The sequence below is a fragment of the Streptomyces sp. NPDC107521 genome (assembly GCF_055598485.1).
In genome coordinates, this window is the sequence record NZ_JBVKAT010000005.1 from 112,434 (window position 1) to 129,464 (window position 17,031).

Genomic DNA, 17,031 nt, shown 5'->3' on the forward strand with positions numbered 1-17,031 from the left:
AGGGCCGGTTGAGGCCGTTGCCGGCGCGGACTGCCGTCGGTCCCGCGCCGTGGACGCCGTGGGGGACCGTCGCCCGCCATTCCCCGTCGGTCAACTTCCGTGCCGGAGTCCCGTCCTCCTTGCTCGTGGGCCGGGTGTGGTGAAGGCTTGCGTACAGATCCCCCGGCCCGGGGGAGACGCCGCATATGGGGACAACAGGGGGAGACCGGAAGATGGCGCAGAACCAGGGACTCGGCTGGCTGCTGGACGACCTGACGGAGCGCGTGGAACACGTGCGGCATGCCCTGGTCCTGTCCAACGACGGCCTGGTGACCGGGGCGAGCACCGGTCTGCGACGGGAGGACGCCGAGCATCTCGCCGCCGTCTCCTCCGGGCTGCACAGCCTGGCCAAGGGCTCGGGGCGTCACTTCGGGGCGGGCCAGGTGCGGCAGACCATGGTCGAGTTCGACGACGCGGTGCTGTTCGTCACCGCCGCCGGCACCGGCAGTTGCCTGTGCGTCCTCAGCGGTGCCGAGGCCGACTTCGGCCAGATCGCCTATGAGATGACGCTGCTGGTGAACAGAGTCGGAGAGCACCTCGACGTGGACGCGCGACAGCCCGGGAGGATCTCCTCCACAGGCCTGTGACCTGTGCCTTCGCTGTTCCTGCGGGATGGGTTCGGAGTTTTCCACAGGCTCACCACGGATCTCCCGCCAGCCGCTACGGTCTTTTCCGGGCGGGCGCAATCGGCGCCGGCCGCACACTCCACGGGGGAGAAGACCATGCACGGAAACCTCGTCGCGCCCTGGACCACGACCGGCGCCGGGCCGAACACCCGCGCCCGCTCCGCCTTCCCGGTCCGGCGTCGCGCGGTACGGGCTCCCGGAGCCGTGGCCGGTGGACCCGGCCCGGCCGAGGCCCCACGCGGCATCCACGCGCCGCCCGAGCACGGGGGCGGCGGCCCCGCCCTCGCCGGCACCGAGGCGGTGGGCCCGCGAGCAGTGGCGGACGGCCGCGGGGAACCGCACGAGGGCGCCACCACGGTCGGTACGGCGGAGGGCGCAACCCTCATGCGAGTGGCGAAGGACCGCTTCACACGGCTCGCCCGGCTCGGCCTCCTGGTGCCCGTGGCCTTCTACGTCAACCGCTACCGGACCGTCGTCTGGCTGTACTCGGCCACCGAACTGCGCCGGTTCGCCGCCGACGAGTCCCACACCCGGGTACTGAAGGGGCGCATGTCCGAAGGCCCGCGCGACCAGTTGGCGCGGGGACTCGACCTGCGCCCCCGCAACTGGCGGGGCCGACATCTGGAGCACCTGCTCCGTGAGGCCGGGCATCCGTGGGGGCGCGCGGCGGCCCTGGCCGCGTTCCTCGATCCGGCCGACGTCGCGGACGTCGTGAGTGACCCGTACGAACAGGCCCGCCTCCGCCCCTTCCTCCCACCACCACCGCACCAGGGCGCGCCCGGGTCCGCCTCGGCGCGGACCGCCCGGGAGATCATGACGGCGGCGGACCCGGACGAGGTCGAACGGCTCCGGAGGGACCTGCGCCGCGCCGTGGACGCCGCGCGCGGCCGGCCCCCGGCACCACGGCCCGGCCGACCGGCGGTGGAGCAAGGGCCCGGAACACACCATGAACCCACCCGCCGTACCCACCGGTCGACCCCTCATCGGACACCGGCGGACCACCATCACCCGGCCCTTGACACCCGAACCAGGCTGTCCCCGGTGACGCCGCGACCGAGCCGTGGAGCCCTCCACCCGGTGCCGGACACCCCCGCCCTCCCCTCGGCGCTCACCCTTGCTCCGGCCCCCGGCCCGGCTCCGGCACTTGGCCGGGGCCAAGCGGTCCGGACGGTCGCGGACGCCGGGGCATCCCTCTCGCCGAGGCCGTCCGGGCGGCTTCGTGCCCTGCTGGGGCGCCTACGCCGTTCCCCCGCCTGATCCCGGAGAACGGGAAGGCGCGGCACCATGCCGGTCGCCGGGGAGTGCCGCCGCCCGTCAACGGGAGGGTGATCGAAGGCACTCGGCCGAGGGCTGGATCGGAGGGGCTCCTCGGCGGGCGGCACAGGGGCGCCGTGGCCGGGTTGGTGACCTGCTCCGAGGAACCGGTGGCACACGTCGTGTCCTGCCGTCGGCCCGGCACCTCGAGGAAGAGGGATCAGGGCCGGGCCGTGGTGCTCGAAACGTTGTCGCATCGCGTGCAACCGGACACGGTCCTCCGCTGTCACACCTTCCGTCGTGGGAGCGGACCGTCGGCGGACGCGTCCGCGTGTCCGGTCCGGGCCGAACGGAAGAGGAAGGGCGCGGAGGATGGGGAAGACGCGGTGGAGAGCGGAGGCCGGTCCGGTGTGCCCCGACGCACGACAGACGTCACCGTGGCGGCAGGAGGGCGGTCACCGAGGGGACCGCCTGCCCAGGGACAGGGGCAGACGATGCCTCTCCGGCATGGGCCGCCCCGCGCCCCGGCCACCCGGTTCGCCGCCGGCACGGCGGGGCCGCAATACCGAGGGCCGTGACACCGAGGCGAGGCTGTCTCCCCGACGAGCCCGGTCGATGTACGCCACCCGGGTAGTACCTCCGCCGGACAGCCCGGTTCGAGTGTCGGTCGACCATCAAGAGGGAGTGGTTCGGATGGCCTTCGGCTATCTGGTGACTGTGCTGCTGACCGCGTTGATCGCGGTGTTCTGCCTGGTGCGCATCCGCGGACCGAAGCCGCTCTTCTACTTCAGCTACCGGCTCGGTCTGGTCTTCAACGAGGTGCCGGTCCTCGTCCTCTACGCGCTGGCCGCGGCGACGGCGCTGGCCTTCGCACAGGGCGACATCGTCACGGCCGTCGACCGTGCGACCGTGGCCCTGGCACTGGTCGTGGCCGCCGGAATGGTGGTGGTCGCCCGGCGCGGGGCGAGAGCGGCGCCCGTGATCAGGCAGGCACTGGACGAGGCGCTCGGCGCCGGTGCGGCTACCCGCCGACGGCCGCCGCTGGCACGCATTCTGCTCAGGCCCGTCCTCCGCCGTCGCCGCGACGTCCGACGGGTGGGCGATCTCCGCTACGGGGACGCCGGACGCCGCAACCTCCTGGACGTCTACCATCACCGCTCGCGCCCCGAGGGCGGGCCCGTGCTGATCCACTTCCACGGAGGCCATTACGACCAGGGACGGAAGAACACGCAGTCGCTCCCCCTGCTCTACCGGCTCGCGAGCCGGGGCTGGGTCTGTGTCAGCGCCAACTACCGTCTGCGGCCCGCCTTCTCGCACCCGCACCATCTGATCGACGCGAAGAAGGTCATCGCCTGGGTCCGGGAGCACGCCGGGGAGTACGGGGCCGACCCCGCGGCGGGGGTGTTCGTGTCGGGCAGTTCCGCGGGCAGGCACATGGCGGCGCTCGCCGCCCTCACCCCTCATGAGCCGGTCTACCAGCCGGGGTTCGAGGAGGCGGACACCTCCGTGACGGCCGCCATCGCACTCAACGGCTATCTCGGCACGTACTTCGACGGCGATCCGGCGACCTCGCCGGTGAACCTGGTCCACGCGGACGCGCCACCGTTCCTCATCGCCCACGGTGACCTGGACGAGCTGGTGGAGACCGGGAATCCCCGTGCCCTCGTCACCGCCCTGAGGTCCGTCTCGACGTCGCCGGTGGTGTACGCCGAACTCCCGGGCGGACACCACGCCTTCGACCTCTTCCACTCCTTCCGCTTCGAGGCGCTCATCGACGGCGTGGAGGACTTCGCCGCATGGGTGAGGGCGCGGGAGAAGGGCAGCTAGGAGGTGCCGAGGCGAGATCGGGACTCGGCGGCCCACCGCCGTGGCATCCGGCCCGCGGAGCGTCGCACGACGCGGCGCGGGCCGGTGGACAGGAGGTCAGCCCACCTTGCGGAACAGACCCTCCTGCACGACGGACACGATCAGCTCCCCTTGGAGGTTGTAGATGCGGCCGCGGGCCAGGCCCCGCCCGCCCACCGCGATCGGTGACTCCTGGTCGTACAGGAACCACTCGTCCGCGCGGAAGGGCCGGTGGAACCACATGGCGTGGTCCAGCGACGCCATGTCGAAGCCGCGCGGGCCCCACAGGGGCTCGACGGGGATGCGCACGGCGTCGAGGAGGGTCATGTCGCTGGCGTAGGTGAGCGCGCAGGTGTGGACCAGGGGATCGTCCCCGAGCGGTCCGACCGCGCGCATCCACACCGCGCTGCGCGCTTCGGCGCCCGCGATCTCCTCGTGGGTCCAGCGCAGCCGGTCGACGTAGCGGATGTCGAAGGGCTGGCGACGGGCCATCCGCTCCAGCTGCTCGGGCAGGGCGCCCAGGTGCTCCCGGATCTCGGCCGCGACCGTCGGCAGCGTGTCGGGATGGGGGAACTCGCGGGCGGGCGGTGCCTGGTGCTCGAAGCCGGCCTCCTCGGGCTTGTGGAAGGAGGCGGTGAGGTTGAAGATCGTGCGGCCCTGCTGGACGGCGGTGACCCGGCGGGTCGTGAACGACCGACCGTCCCGCACCCGTTCGACCTGGTACACGATGGGCACGCCGGGCCGGCCGGGGCGCAGGAAGTACGCGTGCAGCGAGTGCACGGGACGGTCGCCCTCGGTGGTGCGTCCCGCGGCGACCAGTGCCTGGCCGGCCACCTGGCCCCCGAACACCCGTTGCAGGGACTCCTCGGGGCTGCGGCCCCGGAAGATGTCGACCTCGATCCGCTCCAGGTCGAGCAGTGCCACCAGGCTCTCTGCCGGATTCGTCATGGGTGGAGTGCTCCCGTGCTCAGAGCTGGCCGACATCGGTGACCTTGATGACCGCCCGGCCCTCCGCGTCGGAGGCCGTGAGGTCGACCTCGGCGCTGATGCCCCAGTCGTGGTCGTCGTCGGGGTCGTCGAAGATCTGCCGCACCCGCCACAGGCCGTTGCGCGGCTCCTCCTCGATCACCAGCAGCTTGGGGCCGCGGGCGTCGGGGCCGGTGCCGAGTTCGTCGTACTCGTCCCAGTACTTGTCCATGGCCTCGCCCCAGGCGTCCGCGTCCCACCCGGCGTCGGCGTCCATCTCGCCCAGCTCCTCGACCCGGTCGAGGGCGGCGAGTTCGACCCGGCGGAACAGGGCGTTGCGGACGAGGACGCGGAAGGCGCGCGCGTTGGTGGTGACCGGGCGCACCTGATCGGCCTTCTCCCGCGCCTCCTCGGCGGTCATCTCCTCCGGGTTCGCGAGCTGTTCCCACTCGTCCAGCAGGCTGGAGTCGACCTGGCGCACCGTCTCGCCGAGCCACTCGATCAGGTCCTGGAGGTCCTCGGACTTCAGGTCGTCGGGGATGGTGTGGTCGAGCGCCTTGTAGGCGCTCGCGAGATAGCGCAGCACGATGCCCTCGGTGCGGGCCAGCTCGTAGTGCGAGACCAGCTCCGTGAAGGTCATCGCGCGCTCGTACATGTCGCGGATGACCGACTTCGGCGACAGCGGGTGGTCGCCGACCCAGGGGTGGCTGCGGCGGTAGGTGTCGTAGGCGTGGAAGAGGAGTTCCTCCAGCGGCTTGGGGTAGGTCACGTCCTGGAGGCGCTCCATGCGCTCCTCGTACTCGACCCCGTCGGCCTTCATGGCGGCCACGGCCTCGCCGCGCGCCTTGTTCTGCTGGGCGGCGAGGATCTGCCGGGGGTCGTCCAGGGTGGACTCCACGACGGACACCATGTCGAGCGCGTACGACGGCGACTCCGGGTCCAGCAGTTCGAACGCGGCGAGCGCGAAGGTGGAGAGCGGCTGGTTCAGCGCGAAGTCCTGCTGGAGGTCCACGGTCAGCCGGACGATGCGGCCCTCGGCGTCCGGCCGGTCCAGCTTCTCGACGATGCCGCCGTCCAGCAGCGAGCGGTAGATCGCGATGGCCCGGCGGATGTGCCGCAGCTGCTGCTTGCGCGGCTCGTGGTTGTCCTCCAGCAGGTGGCGCATGGCGGCGAAGGCGTCGCCCGGCCGGGCGATCACGGACAGCAGCATGGTGTGCGTCACCCGGAAGCGGGACGTCAGCGGCTCCGGCTCGGAACCGATGAGCTTGTCGAAGGTGCTCTCCGACCAGGCGACGAAGCCCTCGGGCGCCTTCTTGCGGACGACCTTGCGGCGCTTCTTCGGATCGTCACCGGCCTTGGCGAGTGCCTTCTCGTTCTCGATGACGTGCTCGGGCGCCTGGGCGACCACGAAGCCCTCGGTGTCGAAGCCCGCGCGCCCGGCGCGGCCCGCGATCTGGTGGAACTCCCGGGCGCGCAGGGTGCGCACCCGGCTTCCGTCGTACTTGGTCAGGGCGGTGAACAGCACGGTGCGGATGGGCACGTTGACGCCCACGCCGAGGGTGTCGGTGCCGCAGATGACCTTCAGCAGCCCGGCCTGGGCGAGCTTCTCCACCAGGCGCCGGTACTTGGGCAGCATGCCGGCGTGGTGCACCCCGATGCCGTGCCGGACGTAGCGGGAGAGATTGCGGCCGAACTTCGTGGTGAAGCGGAAGTTGCCGATCAGGTCGGCGATCCGGTCCTTCTCCTCGCGGGTGCACATGTTGATGCTCATCAGCGCCTGCGCCCGCTCCACGGCCTGCGCCTGCGTGAAGTGCACGATGTAGACGGGGGCCTGCCGGGCCTCCAGCAGATCGGTGAGCGTCTCGGTGAGCGGTGTGTAGCGGTACTCGTAGGAGAGGGGCACCGGGCGGGTGGCCGAGCGGACCACGGCGGTGGGCCGGCCGGTGCGCCGCGTGAGGTCCTTCTCGAAGAACGCGACGTCCCCCAGCGTCGCCGACATCAGCACGAACTGGGCCTGCGGGAGCTCCAGCAGCGGGATCTGCCAGGCCCAGCCCCGGTCGGGCTCGGCGTAGAAGTGGAACTCGTCCATGACGACCTGGCCGACGTCGGCCCGCCTGCCGTCCCGCAGGGCGATCGACGCCAGCACCTCGGCGGTGCAGCAGATGACGGGGGCGTCCGCGTTCACGGAGGCGTCGCCGGTCAGCATGCCCACGTTCTCGGTGCCGAACAGCTTGCACAGCTCGAAGAACTTCTCCGACACCAGGGCCTTGATCGGCGCCGTGTAGAAGGTGACCTCGTCCCGGGCGAGGGCGGCGAAGTGGGCGGCCGCCGCGATCATGCTCTTGCCGGACCCGGTGGGCGTCGACACGATCACGTTCGCGCCGGAGACCACCTCGATCAGCGCCTCCTCCTGGTGCGGGTAGAGGGTGAGACCGCGTTCCCCGGCCCACGACTCGAAGGCTTCGTACAGGGCGTCGGGGTCGGCGGTCGGCGGCAGCTGATCGATGAGGGTCACGGACCCATCTTGCCCGCCCGGGGCCGCTATGCGGGAATCGGTTGCCGCCACGAAGATCGCGAACGCTAGGCTGGGCCGCCGGGGGCGCGTCACCGGGACCGGCCAACTGAACAGCGACAGACGACGAATGGGGCGGGCAGCGGCGATGATGGGACCAGCACACTCACTGTCGGGCGCCGCCGCCTGGCTCGGCGTCGGGGCGGCCACGGCCGCCGCGGGGCGCCCCATGCCCTGGCCGGTGCTGCTCGTCGGGGCCCTGATCTGCGCCGGAGCCGCCCTCGCCCCGGACCTCGACCACAAGGCGGCGACCATCTCGCGGGCCTTCGGGCCGGTCTCGCGGACCCTGTGCGAGATCGTCGACAAGCTGTCGTACTCCGTGTACAGGGCGACGAGGAAGCAGGGCGACCCGCGTCGTTCCGGCGGCCACCGCACCCTGACGCACACCTGGCTCTGGGCGGTCCTGATCGGCGGGGGCGCCTCCGCCCTGGCCGTCATGGGGGGCCGCTGGGCGGTGCTGGCCATCCTCTTCGTGCACATGGTGCTCGCCATCGAGGGACTGCTGTGGCGGGCGACGCGCGGATCGGGCAGTGACGTGCTGGTCTGGCTGCTGGCCGCGACCAGCGCGTGGATACTCGCCGGGATACTGGACAGGTCGGACGGCGGCGCGGGCTGGCTGTTCACCGACCCCGGCCAGGAGTACCTGTGGCTGGGCCTGCCCATCGTGCTGGGCGCGCTGGTGCACGACATCGGGGACGCCCTGACCGTCTCGGGCTGCCCGATCCTGTGGCCGATACCCGTGGGCCGCAGGCGCTGGTACCCCATCGGACCCCCGAAGGGCATGCGGTTCCGGGCGGGGAGCTGGGTGGAGCTGAAGGTGCTGATGCCCGCGTTCATGCTGCTCGGCGGCGTGGGATGCGCGGCGGCACTCAACCTCATCTGAGGCGTCCGGAGGACGCCGCCGTCCGTCGGACACGGCCGGCCGGGAGCGCGGTGGGCGCTCAGCCCGTGCCGCCGGAGCCCTGTCCCTCCCCGCCGTAGCGCCGCTCGAAGCGGGCGACACGTCCCTCCGAGTCCACCGTGCGGGCCTTGCCCGTGTAGAAGGGATGGCTCTCCGAGGAGATCTCCACGTCCACCACCGGGTAGGTCTCGCCGTCGTCCCAGACGATGGTCCGGTCACTGGTCGCGGTCGACCGGGTGAGGAAGGCGTAGCCGGCCGAGCGGTCGCGGAAGACGACGGGCCGGTACTCGGGGTGCTTGTCCTGCTGCATGCCAGCTCCTTGTGCGAGAGGGCGAAGTGCGCGGGTCGTGCGCGCCGCGCGGAGGATGTGCGCCGTGTGGGGGCGCGGTCCGTACGCCGGTTGTCCGGCGCGCCGCCGGCGCCGTGGCGCGGGGACACGCCGCGACGGGTGGGCTCATCGGGGCAGGGAGTCCTCGTCGACGATGTGCACGGCGGCCTCCTCGGCGGACGCGGCCGCCCCGTCGATGCCGACGTCGGCGGCGACCAGCGCGGGCTCCTCGTCCTCGTGGGCGCCCTCGTCGGGGGCCACGAGACGGCCGGAGCGCTCCGCGCCGACCTCGTCGTCCAGCAGTTCGCCGTCGGTGCCGTCGGAGTCGCCCATCCCGTCGCTGTCGGGGACGGAGAGGTCGGGCCGTTCCTCGGCGAGCCGCTGGTCCAGGGTCTCGCCCCGACGTCGCTCGCTCGCCGTCACACCGGTGTGCTCCACCGCCCAGGGGCGTTCGGGCGGGGACCAGCCGCGGTCGAGGGGGTCGTCGACACCGTCGTGCTCCAGCGTGTCCTCGGCGTCGAGCAGTCCGTTGTCCTCCCGCTGCTCGGATCCGTCGGGCTGGTAGACGTCATCTCCCCATCCGTCGGCGCTGTTCACGGGTACCTCCAGGGGGTGGGTGCGGACCCCTGCCCGCCGTGTCCGGCGGTGGGCCGCCACTGCACGCGGCGCGGGCCTCACCCCCGGGCGAACCGCACGGTCCCCGGGTGCTTCCCGAACCGGTGCCTCCCACCAGCCTTCCACCCTCGCTCGGGACCGCGCAACGGCAGGGACCGGGCCGGGCACCCGCCGGTCGGCGCCCGGTGCCCCGCCTACCGCTCACGGGCCGGTGACGTCGGTGTTCCGCCCCGTTCCGCGAGGGGCACGGGCCGTCGGCCATCCGGCGGGGAGGGGCGGACCACCGGGCCGGGCGTGGTCGTACGGCGACGGCCGGGTACGCGGGCGCCCCCGGCGTCCGTCCCGCCCGCCCGGGGGCGATCCCCTCCGCCGGCCCGCCCGCGCACCGGGCAGGGATCCCACCACCGGTCCGTCCGCGCGTCCGGCGGACGGCACGCGGCGAACCGCCGTGACCGGAGAACGCCCGGCCGTGACCGGAGCCCACCGGTAGTGAGCAGAGCCTGTCCGCGCCCCCGGGAGCAGCGGGCCCGCCCCCCCCCGGGGCGCGGCAGGCCCCATCCGGGGCACGCCGCGCCCCGCCCGGCCCCCGGTCCTTGCGCCGCTGCCCCGCCGGAGGCCCGTCACCCGTGCCAGGAACGCCACAGCGCCGCGTACGCGCCGTCCGCCGCGACCAGTTCGTCGTGGCTGCCCAGTTCGCTGATCCGCCCGCTCTCGACCACGGCGATGAGATCCGCGTCATGGGCGGTGTGCAGCCGGTGGGCGATGGCGATCACCGTGCGGCCGTCCAGGACACGTGCCAGGGAGCGTTCGAGACGACGCGCGGCCCGGGGGTCGAGCAGGGAGGTCGCCTCGTCCAGCACCAGGGTGTGCGGATCGGCCAGCACCAGCCGGGCCAGCGCGATCTGCTGGGCCTGGGCCGGGGTGAGGGCGAAGCCTCCCGAGCCGACCTCGGTGTCCAGCCCGCCGTCGAGGGCCCGGGCCCAGTCGTCGGCCCCGACCGCGCCCAGCGCGTTCCACAGCTCGGTGTCGTCGGCGCCGGTCCGGGCGAGCCGGAGGTTGTCGCGCAGGGAGCCGACGAAGACGTGGTGCTCCTGGTTGACCAGGGCCACGTGCGAGCGGACCCGCTCGGCGGCCATCCGGGACAGCTCGGCCCCGCCCAGGGTGATCCGGCCGTCCCGGGGACCGTAGATCCCGGCGAGCAGGCGGCCCAGTGTGGACTTGCCGGCGCCCGAGGGGCCCACCAGGGCCATCCGTGTACCGGGGGCGACCTCCAGCGACACCTCGCGCAGGACGTCCACGCCCTCCAGATAGCCGAAGCGCACCCGCTCGGCGCGGACCCGCCGTCCCTCCGGGGCCAGCGAGGGGTCACCGGCCTCCGGCTCGATGTCGCGCACCCCGACCAGCCTGGCCAGGGACACCTGCGCCACCTGCAGTTCGTCGTACCAGCGCAGGATCAGGCCGACCGGGTCGACGAGCATCTGCGCGATCAGGGCCGCCGTCGTGAGCTGGCCGATGCCGATCCAGCCCTGGAGGACGAACACCCCGCCGATCAGCAGGACGGAGGCCAGCACCGTCACATGGGTGACGCTGACGACCGGGAAGAGGACGGAGCGCAGCCAGAGCGTGTAGCGCTCCCACGCGGTCCACTCCCGCACGCGCCGGTCGGACAGCTCCACGCGCCGGGCGGCGAGGCGGTGGACCTCGACGGTGCGGCCCGCGTCCACGGTCTCCGCGAGCGCGGCGGCCACGGCGGCGTACCCGGCGGCCTCCGACCGGTAGGCCGACGGCGCCCGGCGGAAGTACCAGCGGCAGCCGATCACCAGCAGCGGCACCGCCAGCAGCACGACGGGCGCCAGCGTCGGCGCGGTGACCACGAGGCCCCCGAGCAGCAGCACGACCCAGACCACACCGATGGCGAGCTGCGGCACGGCCTCGCGCATGGCGTTGGCGAGCCGGTCGATGTCCGTGGTGATGCGGGAGAGGAGGTCACCGGTGCCGGCCCGTTCCAGGACCCCCGGCGGCAGCCCGACGGAGCGGACGAGGAAGTCCTCGCGCAGGTCCGCCAGCATGCGTTCGCCGAGCACCGCACCGCGCAGCCGCACCTGCTGCACGAAGGCGGCCTGGACGACGAGCGCGGCGACGAACAGCGCGACGGTCGGGGCGAGACGCAGCTCCCGCGTGCCGTCCGAGACCCGCTCCACCAGCCCGCCCAGCAGATGGGGCCCGGCCATGGAGGCCACGACGGCGGCGGTGTTCACGACGACGAGCAGCACGAACGCGCTCCGGTGCCGGCGCAGCAGCTCGGCCACGTAGCCGCGCACCGTGGCGGGTGCGCCGACGGGCAGGGTGCTCGCCGAGGTCGGGGCCGCCGGGTCGTACGACGGGGGCGCGACGCCGATCATGCCGTCTCCTGGGTCTCTCGCAGTCGGTGCGGTGCGTCGGGGCGCGCGACGCCCGCGGCGAGCGCGCCGTCGGGGGTCCGCTCCGCGGGGGCCGGGGTGCCGCCGCCGGACGCGGTGGCCTCCGCCTCGGCGTCGCGGGTCACCACGGCCCGGTACCGGGGCTCGGCCCGCAGCATCTCCCGGTGCGTGCCCGCGGCGGCCACCCGGCCGCCGTGGAGGAACACGACCCGGTCCGCGCGCTCCAGCAGCAGCGGCGACGAGGTGAACACGACGGTGGTGCGCCCGGCGCGCAGACCCCGTACGCCCTCCGCGATCCGCGCCTCGGTGTGCGAGTCCACGGCGGACGTCGGCTCGTCCAGGACGAGCACCTCCGGGTCGGTGATCAGGGACCGGGCCAGGGCGAGGCGCTGGCGCTGGCCGCCCGAGAGCGAACGGCCCCGCTCGGTGACGCGGGCGTCCATCGGGTCCTCGGCGCCGGACGAGCCCTGCGCCAGCGCGGCGAGCACGTCCTCGCACTGGGCCGCCGCCAGCGCCGCGCCGGCCTCGACCTTCCCCGAGGCGGGCACGTCGAGCAGTTCGCGCAGGGTGCCGGAGAGCAGGACCGGGTCCTTGTCCTGGACCAGGACCGCGCTGCGCGCGCTGGCCAGCGGCAGCTCGTCCAGCGGCACGCCGCCCAGCAGCGCCGAGGCGCCGTCCCGCGCGGAATGCCCGCCGAGCCGGTCCGCCAGCCGCCCGGCGGCGTCCGGGTCGCCGCACACCACGGCCGTCAGCAGGCCGGAGGGGGCGAGCAGGCCGGTCCCGGGGTCGCGCAGGTCCCCGGCGGGAACCTCGGCGGCCCTGGACCCGGCGGTGTCCGTGGCCCGCTCCAGCGACAGCACCCGCGCGGCCCGCCTGGCCGAGGGGCGCGAGGAGGCGTAGGCCATCGCGATCTCCTCGAAGTGCCGCAGCGGATAGGTGAGGATCATGACGGAGCTGTAGACGGTGACCAGTCCGCCGACGTCGATGCGGCCGTCCCGGGCGAGGTTCACCCCGTGCCAGACGACGGCGATCAGCAGCAGACCGGGCAGCAGGACCTGGATCGCCGCGATCAGGGACCACATCCGGGCGCTGCGCACGGCGGCGCGGCGCACCTGCTGGGAGGCGTCGCGGTAGCGGTCGAGGAACAGCTCCTCGCCGCCGATGCCGCGCAGCACGCGCAGGCCGGCGACGGTGTCGGCGGCCAGTTCGGTGGCGCGCCCCGCCTTCTCGCGCTGGACGTCGGCCCGCCGGGTCGCGGGCGGCAGCAGCGGCAGCACGGCGAGGGCCAGCACCGGGAGGCCCACCGCCACGACGACGCCGAGGGCGGGCTGGTAGACGACCAGTCCGACGCAGACCAGGAGGACGGCGACGGCCGCCGCGGTGAAACGGGAGACGGCCTCCACGAACCAGCCGATCTTCTCCACGTCACCGGTGGAGACCGCGACGACCTCCCCGGCCGCGACCCGCCGGGTCAGCGCGGAGCCCAGCATCGCCGTTCTCCGGGCGAGGAGTTGCTGGACGCGGGCGGCGGCGGTGATCCAGTTGGTGACGGCGGCGCGGTGCAGGAAGGTGTCGCCGACCGCGTTGCCCGCGCAGCACAGCGCCAGCAGCCCGCCCGCGAGGGCGAGCCGGCCGCCGGAGCGGTCCGCCACGGCCTGGACGGCGAGCCCGACGCAGAACGGCAGGGCGGCGACCGAGGTGAAGTGCAGCAGTCCCCAGGCCAGCGCGGCGGCCTGGCCGCGCAGTTGGTTCCGGAACAGCCACCACAGGAGTCGGGGACCCGAACGCGCGTCCGGCACGCCGGGGTCGGAGTAGGGGAGGTCTTGGATCCGCATCGTGTCCCAGTGCTCGTGTCGGTGCGTGCCGGGTGGCAGCGGCGTCAGGAGGCCGCAAACCGTGAAAGGTTCGCGTCGAAAGGGCACGGAAGCAAGCGATTTTCCCGGCCCGGAGCGGGGCCGCGCGGGGGCCTCGGGGCGCAGCGGTGGGCGTCGCGCGCGAACTCCCGGGCGGACGCGGCGCGATGGCCCCCGCGAGGGTGGGACCATGGGCGGATGCGAAGCGGTGGTGCACGGCGGAAGACGGTCGCGACGGCGGCCCTGGGACTGCTCCTGGTCACCCTGACCGCCTGCGGAGGCGGCCCGCCCCGGAGCGGCACCGCCCCCGGGGACCGGGCCGCTGGGGGCGGCGGCGCCGGGCCCGCGCGGGAGAGCGCCGACCCGACCCGTGTGCCCGGCATCGGCGACCGCTTCCAGAAGCTCATCCCCGCCGCCTCCCGCCAGGTCGTCGCGGTCTACGGCGACGGCCCGGACTCCGCCGACTCCACGGTCGTGCTCTACACGAAGGAGGGCACGGCCTGGCACCGGGTGCGCGACTGGGCGGCGCACAACGGCAAGAAGGGATGGGCGACCGAGCACCGCGAGGACGACAAGCGCAGCCCGGTCGGGGTGTTCACGCTCAGCGACGCGGGCGGCGTGCTGCCCGACCCGTCCCCGGGCGGGCTGCCGTACACCCGGTCGGAGTCCTTCGCCGCGCCGCGCTGGTGGGCGAAGCCGTACTGGCACGACTTCGACTACGTGATCGCCATCGACTACAACCGGGTCAAGGGCACCCCGCCGAACGACCCGACCCGTCCGCAGGGCGCTGCCAGGGGCGGGAGCATCTGGCTGCACATGGACCACGGCAGCGGCACCTCGGCCTGCGTCAGTCTGTCCCGGGCGGGCATGGAGTACCTGCTGCGCACCCTGGACCCGGGGAAGCGTCCCGTGGTGGTGATGGGGGACCGGGCCGAACTGGCGGCGTAGCCGGGCCGGGGCTTCTGCCCGGCGGTGGCGCTCCCGCCGCGGCGGTCGGCCCCCGCCCGGCCCCCGTCGACGGCCGTGGCACGCCCGCGCCCGGCCCCGGCCCCGGGCCGGGCGCGGCCCCATGGGCTCCCATCCCGTGAGGACTCAGCCGGTGAGGACTCAGCCCGTGCCGGGCGACCCGTCGACCAGCGTGTCCAGCAGCCCGCCGAGCAGCGCGCGCTGCTCTGCGGTGAGCGGGGCGAGGATCTCCTCGGCGGCGCGACGGCGCGCGGCGCGCAGTTCGCGCAGGGTCGCGCGCCCCTCGTCGGTCAGTTCGATCCGGACGACCCGCCGGTTGGACGGGTCCGGCGCACGGCGCACCTCGCCCGCTCGCTCCAGCCCGTCCACCAGGGAGGTCACCGCGCGGGGCACCACCTCCAGGCGCGCCGCCAGGTCGGCCATGCGCGGCGGCGACCCGTAGTGCGCCAGGGTGCGGAGCAGGCGGCCCTGGGCCGGGGTGATGCCCAGCTCGCGCGACTCCAGGTGGCGCTTCTGGATGCGGTGCACCCGGCGGGTGAGCCGCAGCAACTGCTCGGCGAGGAGGCCGTCGGGATCGGGGGCGGTCATGCCGGGAACATTATCAGGACGACATTCATTATGAAGTGAGGTAACAATGAGGGTGATCCGCCGGGCCGTCCGGCGTCGCCACCGACCCCCGTAGGAGCCCATGCGTCCCGACCGTGAACCCGCCTGGACCCCGCCCGCCGACGCGGGAGGGCAGCCCCGGCAGATGCGCCGCATCCTCGGACTCTTCCGCCCCTACCGGGGGCGTCTGGCCGTCGTGGGGCTGCTCGTCGGCGCCGCGTCACTGGTCTCCGTCACCACACCGTTCCTGCTCAGGGAGATCCTCGACGTCGCGATCCCGCGGGGCCGCACCGGGCTGCTGAGCCTGCTCGCCCTGGGCATGATCGCCGGTGCCGTCCTGACCAGCGTCTTCGGCGTGCTGCAGACGCTGATCTCCACGACGGTCGGCCAGCGGGTCATGCACGATCTGCGCACCGCCGTCTACGACCGGCTGCAGCGCATGTCGCTCGCCTTCTACACCCGCACCCGCACGGGCGAGGTCCAGTCCCGCATCGCCAACGACATCGGCGGCATGCAGGCCACCGTCACCTCCACGGCGACCTCGCTGGTCTCCAACCTCACCGCCGTCGTCGCCACCGTCGTGGCCATGCTGGTCCTCGACTGGCGGCTGACCGCGGTCTCCCTGCTCCTGCTGCCGGTGTTCGTGTGGATCAGCCGGCGGGTGGGCCGGGAGCGCCGCAGGATCACCACCCGGCGGCAGAAGCAGATGGCCGCCATGGCCGCCACGGTCACCGAGTCCCTCTCCGTCAGCGGGATCCTGCTCGGCCGCACCATGGGCCGATCCGACTCGCTGACCCGCTCCTTCGCCGACGAGTCCGAGCAACTGGTCGACCTGGAGGTGCGCGCCAGCATGGCCGGCCGCTGGCGCATGGCGGTCATCACCATCGTCATGTCCGCCATGCCGGCCGTCATCTACTGGACCGCGGGCATCGCGCTCCGGCTCGGCGGCCCGGAGGTCTCCCTCGGCACCGTCGTCGCCTTCGTCTCGCTCCAGCAGGGGCTGTTCCGCCCGGCCGTGAGCCTGCTCTCCACCGGTGTGCAGATCCAGACGTCGCTCGCGCTCTTCCAGCGCATCTTCGAGTACCTCGACCTGCCGGCCGACATCACCGAACGGCCGGACGCGGCCCGTCTCGACCGGGTCAGGGGCGAGATCCGGTTCGAGGGCGTCGAGTTCCGCTACGAGGCCCACGGCCGCCCGGTCCTGGACGGCGTCGACGTCACCGTCCCCGCGGGCGGCAGCCTCGCCGTGGTGGGCCCGACCGGGGCCGGCAAGTCCACCCTCGGCCACATGGTGCCGCGCCTGTACGACGTCACGGGCGGCCGGGTCACACTCGACGGCGTCGACGTGCGCGACCTCGACTTCGACACCCTGGCCCGCGCGGTCGGCGTCGTCTCCCAGGAGACGTACCTCTTCCACGCCTCGGTCGCCGACAACCTGCGCTTCGCCAAGCCCGACGCCACCGACGGGGAGCTGGAGGAGGCGGCGCGGGCGGCGCAGATCCACGACCACATAGCCGCCCTCCCCGACGGCTACGACACGGTCGTCGGCGAGCGCGGACACCGCTTCTCCGGAGGGGAGAAGCAGCGCCTCGCCATCGCCCGCACGATTCTGCGGGACCCGCCCGTCCTCATCCTCGACGAGGCGACCAGCGCCCTGGACACGCGCACCGAGGCCGCCGTGCAGACCGCCATCGACGCCCTGTCCGCCAACCGGACCACCCTCACCATCGCCCACCGGCTGTCCACCGTCCGGGACGCCGACCAGATCGTGGTCCTGGACTCCGGGCGCCTGGTGGAACGGGGGACGCACGAGGAACTGCTGGAACGGGACGGGCGCTACGCGGCGCTGGTGCGCGGGGAGGCCGTGGGGGAACCGGCGGCCGTCCCGGGCCCGGAGCCGGTGGGGCTCGCCGTGGTGCCCGTCCCGGAGCCGGTGGTGTTCCCGGAGTCCGCCGGCCCGGACCCCTCGGGGTCCTCCCCGGGGTCCGCCCTCGAACCGACGCGCTCCTGACCCGGCTCCCGGCCGGTTCCCTGATCGGT

At 73.7% G+C, this 17,031-nt stretch carries 13 protein-coding genes; 6 read left to right on the top strand and 7 right to left on the bottom strand.

Features of this window, described 5'->3' with window-relative positions; translation table 11 throughout:
- The first annotated feature begins 212 nt into the window (after positions 1-212).
- The 3 genes from ACZ7LB_RS10075 (at position 213) to ACZ7LB_RS10085 (ending at position 3,746) form a co-directional block, all read left to right on the top strand.
- Entirely contained in the window at positions 213-626 is a 414-nt protein-coding gene (locus tag ACZ7LB_RS10075; protein WP_471466799.1) for a roadblock/LC7 domain-containing protein, read from the top strand.
- A 135-nt stretch (positions 627-761) separates the two neighbouring features.
- Positions 762-1,922, top strand: a complete 1,161-nt coding sequence (locus ACZ7LB_RS10080; RefSeq protein WP_471466801.1) for a DUF6397 family protein — start codon at positions 762-764, stop codon at positions 1,920-1,922.
- Between the two features lie 690 nt (positions 1,923-2,612).
- Positions 2,613-3,746: an alpha/beta hydrolase gene (locus tag ACZ7LB_RS10085; protein WP_471466802.1), complete on the top strand. Its 1,134-nt coding sequence runs from the start codon at positions 2,613-2,615 to the stop codon at positions 3,744-3,746.
- A 96-nt stretch (positions 3,747-3,842) separates the two neighbouring features.
- On the opposite strand, the gene ACZ7LB_RS10090 is transcribed toward ACZ7LB_RS10085, so the two are convergent.
- A complete protein-coding gene (locus ACZ7LB_RS10090) occupies positions 3,843-4,712 on the bottom strand; it encodes an acyl-CoA thioesterase (protein WP_471466804.1) in 870 nt (289 codons plus the stop codon).
- A 19-nt stretch (positions 4,713-4,731) separates the two neighbouring features.
- Positions 4,732-7,245 carry a DEAD/DEAH box helicase gene (locus ACZ7LB_RS10095; RefSeq protein ID WP_471466806.1) on the bottom strand — a complete coding sequence of 838 codons (2,514 nt, stop codon included), beginning with the start codon at positions 7,243-7,245 and terminating at the stop codon, positions 4,732-4,734.
- 145 nt (positions 7,246-7,390) lie between these two features.
- On the opposite strand from ACZ7LB_RS10095, the gene ACZ7LB_RS10100 reads away from it, so the two are divergent.
- Positions 7,391-8,185: a metal-dependent hydrolase gene (locus ACZ7LB_RS10100; RefSeq protein ID WP_471466807.1), complete on the top strand. Its 795-nt coding sequence runs from the start codon at positions 7,391-7,393 to the stop codon at positions 8,183-8,185.
- Positions 8,186-8,243: 58 nt separating this feature from the next.
- On the opposite strand, the gene ACZ7LB_RS10105 is transcribed toward ACZ7LB_RS10100, so the two are convergent.
- The 4 genes from ACZ7LB_RS10105 to ACZ7LB_RS10120 all read right to left on the bottom strand — a co-directional run bounded on the left by ACZ7LB_RS10105 (position 8,244) and on the right by ACZ7LB_RS10120 (position 13,401).
- Positions 8,244-8,513 carry a type B 50S ribosomal protein L31 gene (locus ACZ7LB_RS10105; protein WP_161226907.1) on the bottom strand — a complete coding sequence of 90 codons (270 nt, stop codon included), beginning with the start codon at positions 8,511-8,513 and terminating at the stop codon, positions 8,244-8,246.
- Between the two features lie 144 nt (positions 8,514-8,657).
- A complete protein-coding gene (locus ACZ7LB_RS10110) occupies positions 8,658-9,128 on the bottom strand; it encodes a DUF5709 domain-containing protein (RefSeq protein ID WP_471466809.1) in 471 nt (156 codons plus the stop codon).
- Positions 9,129-9,766: 638 nt separating this feature from the next.
- Positions 9,767-11,548, bottom strand: a complete 1,782-nt coding sequence (locus tag ACZ7LB_RS10115) for an ABC transporter ATP-binding protein (protein WP_471466811.1) — start codon at positions 11,546-11,548, stop codon at positions 9,767-9,769.
- Positions 11,545-13,401, bottom strand: coding sequence for an ABC transporter transmembrane domain-containing protein (locus ACZ7LB_RS10120; RefSeq protein ID WP_471466813.1), 1,857 nt, complete (start codon positions 13,399-13,401; stop codon positions 11,545-11,547). The genes ACZ7LB_RS10115 and ACZ7LB_RS10120 overlap by 4 nt, the downstream gene beginning before the upstream one ends.
- 216 nt (positions 13,402-13,617) lie before the next feature.
- Here ACZ7LB_RS10120 and ACZ7LB_RS10125 point away from each other — a divergent pair, with 216 nt between their 5' ends.
- Entirely contained in the window at positions 13,618-14,367 is a 750-nt protein-coding gene (locus tag ACZ7LB_RS10125) for a L,D-transpeptidase family protein (protein ID WP_471466815.1), read from the top strand.
- Positions 14,368-14,526: 159 nt separating this feature from the next.
- Here the strand turns inward: ACZ7LB_RS10125 and ACZ7LB_RS10130 are convergent, their stop codons facing one another.
- On the bottom strand, positions 14,527-14,973 hold the full coding sequence (locus tag ACZ7LB_RS10130) for a MarR family winged helix-turn-helix transcriptional regulator (RefSeq protein WP_471466817.1): 447 nt from the start codon (positions 14,971-14,973) through the stop codon (positions 14,527-14,529).
- A 100-nt stretch (positions 14,974-15,073) separates the two neighbouring features.
- On the opposite strand from ACZ7LB_RS10130, the gene ACZ7LB_RS10135 reads away from it, so the two are divergent.
- Positions 15,074-17,002: an ABC transporter ATP-binding protein gene (locus ACZ7LB_RS10135; protein ID WP_471466818.1), complete on the top strand. Its 1,929-nt coding sequence runs from the start codon at positions 15,074-15,076 to the stop codon at positions 17,000-17,002.
- Positions 17,003-17,031 lie beyond the last annotated feature (29 nt).

Excerpts from the sequence above, each read along its gene's own strand:
- ACZ7LB_RS10075 (WP_471466799.1), top strand. The coding sequence starts at position 213 with ATGGCGCAGAACCAGGGACTCGGCTGGCTGCTGGACGACCTGACGGAG.
- ACZ7LB_RS10080 (WP_471466801.1), top strand. The coding sequence starts at position 762 with ATGCACGGAAACCTCGTCGCGCCCTGGACCACGACCGGCGCCGGGCCG.
- ACZ7LB_RS10085 (WP_471466802.1), top strand. The coding sequence starts at position 2,613 with ATGGCCTTCGGCTATCTGGTGACTGTGCTGCTGACCGCGTTGATCGCG.
- ACZ7LB_RS10090 (WP_471466804.1), bottom strand. The coding sequence starts at position 4,712 with ATGACGAATCCGGCAGAGAGCCTGGTGGCACTGCTCGACCTGGAGCGG.
- ACZ7LB_RS10100 (WP_471466807.1), top strand. The coding sequence starts at position 7,391 with ATGATGGGACCAGCACACTCACTGTCGGGCGCCGCCGCCTGGCTCGGC.
- ACZ7LB_RS10105 (WP_161226907.1), bottom strand. The coding sequence starts at position 8,513 with ATGCAGCAGGACAAGCACCCCGAGTACCGGCCCGTCGTCTTCCGCGAC.
- ACZ7LB_RS10115 (WP_471466811.1), bottom strand. The coding sequence starts at position 11,548 with ATGATCGGCGTCGCGCCCCCGTCGTACGACCCGGCGGCCCCGACCTCG.
- ACZ7LB_RS10120 (WP_471466813.1), bottom strand. The coding sequence starts at position 13,401 with ATGCGGATCCAAGACCTCCCCTACTCCGACCCCGGCGTGCCGGACGCG.
- ACZ7LB_RS10125 (WP_471466815.1), top strand. The coding sequence starts at position 13,618 with ATGCGAAGCGGTGGTGCACGGCGGAAGACGGTCGCGACGGCGGCCCTG.
- ACZ7LB_RS10130 (WP_471466817.1), bottom strand. The coding sequence starts at position 14,973 with ATGACCGCCCCCGATCCCGACGGCCTCCTCGCCGAGCAGTTGCTGCGG.
- ACZ7LB_RS10135 (WP_471466818.1), top strand. The coding sequence starts at position 15,074 with ATGCGTCCCGACCGTGAACCCGCCTGGACCCCGCCCGCCGACGCGGGA.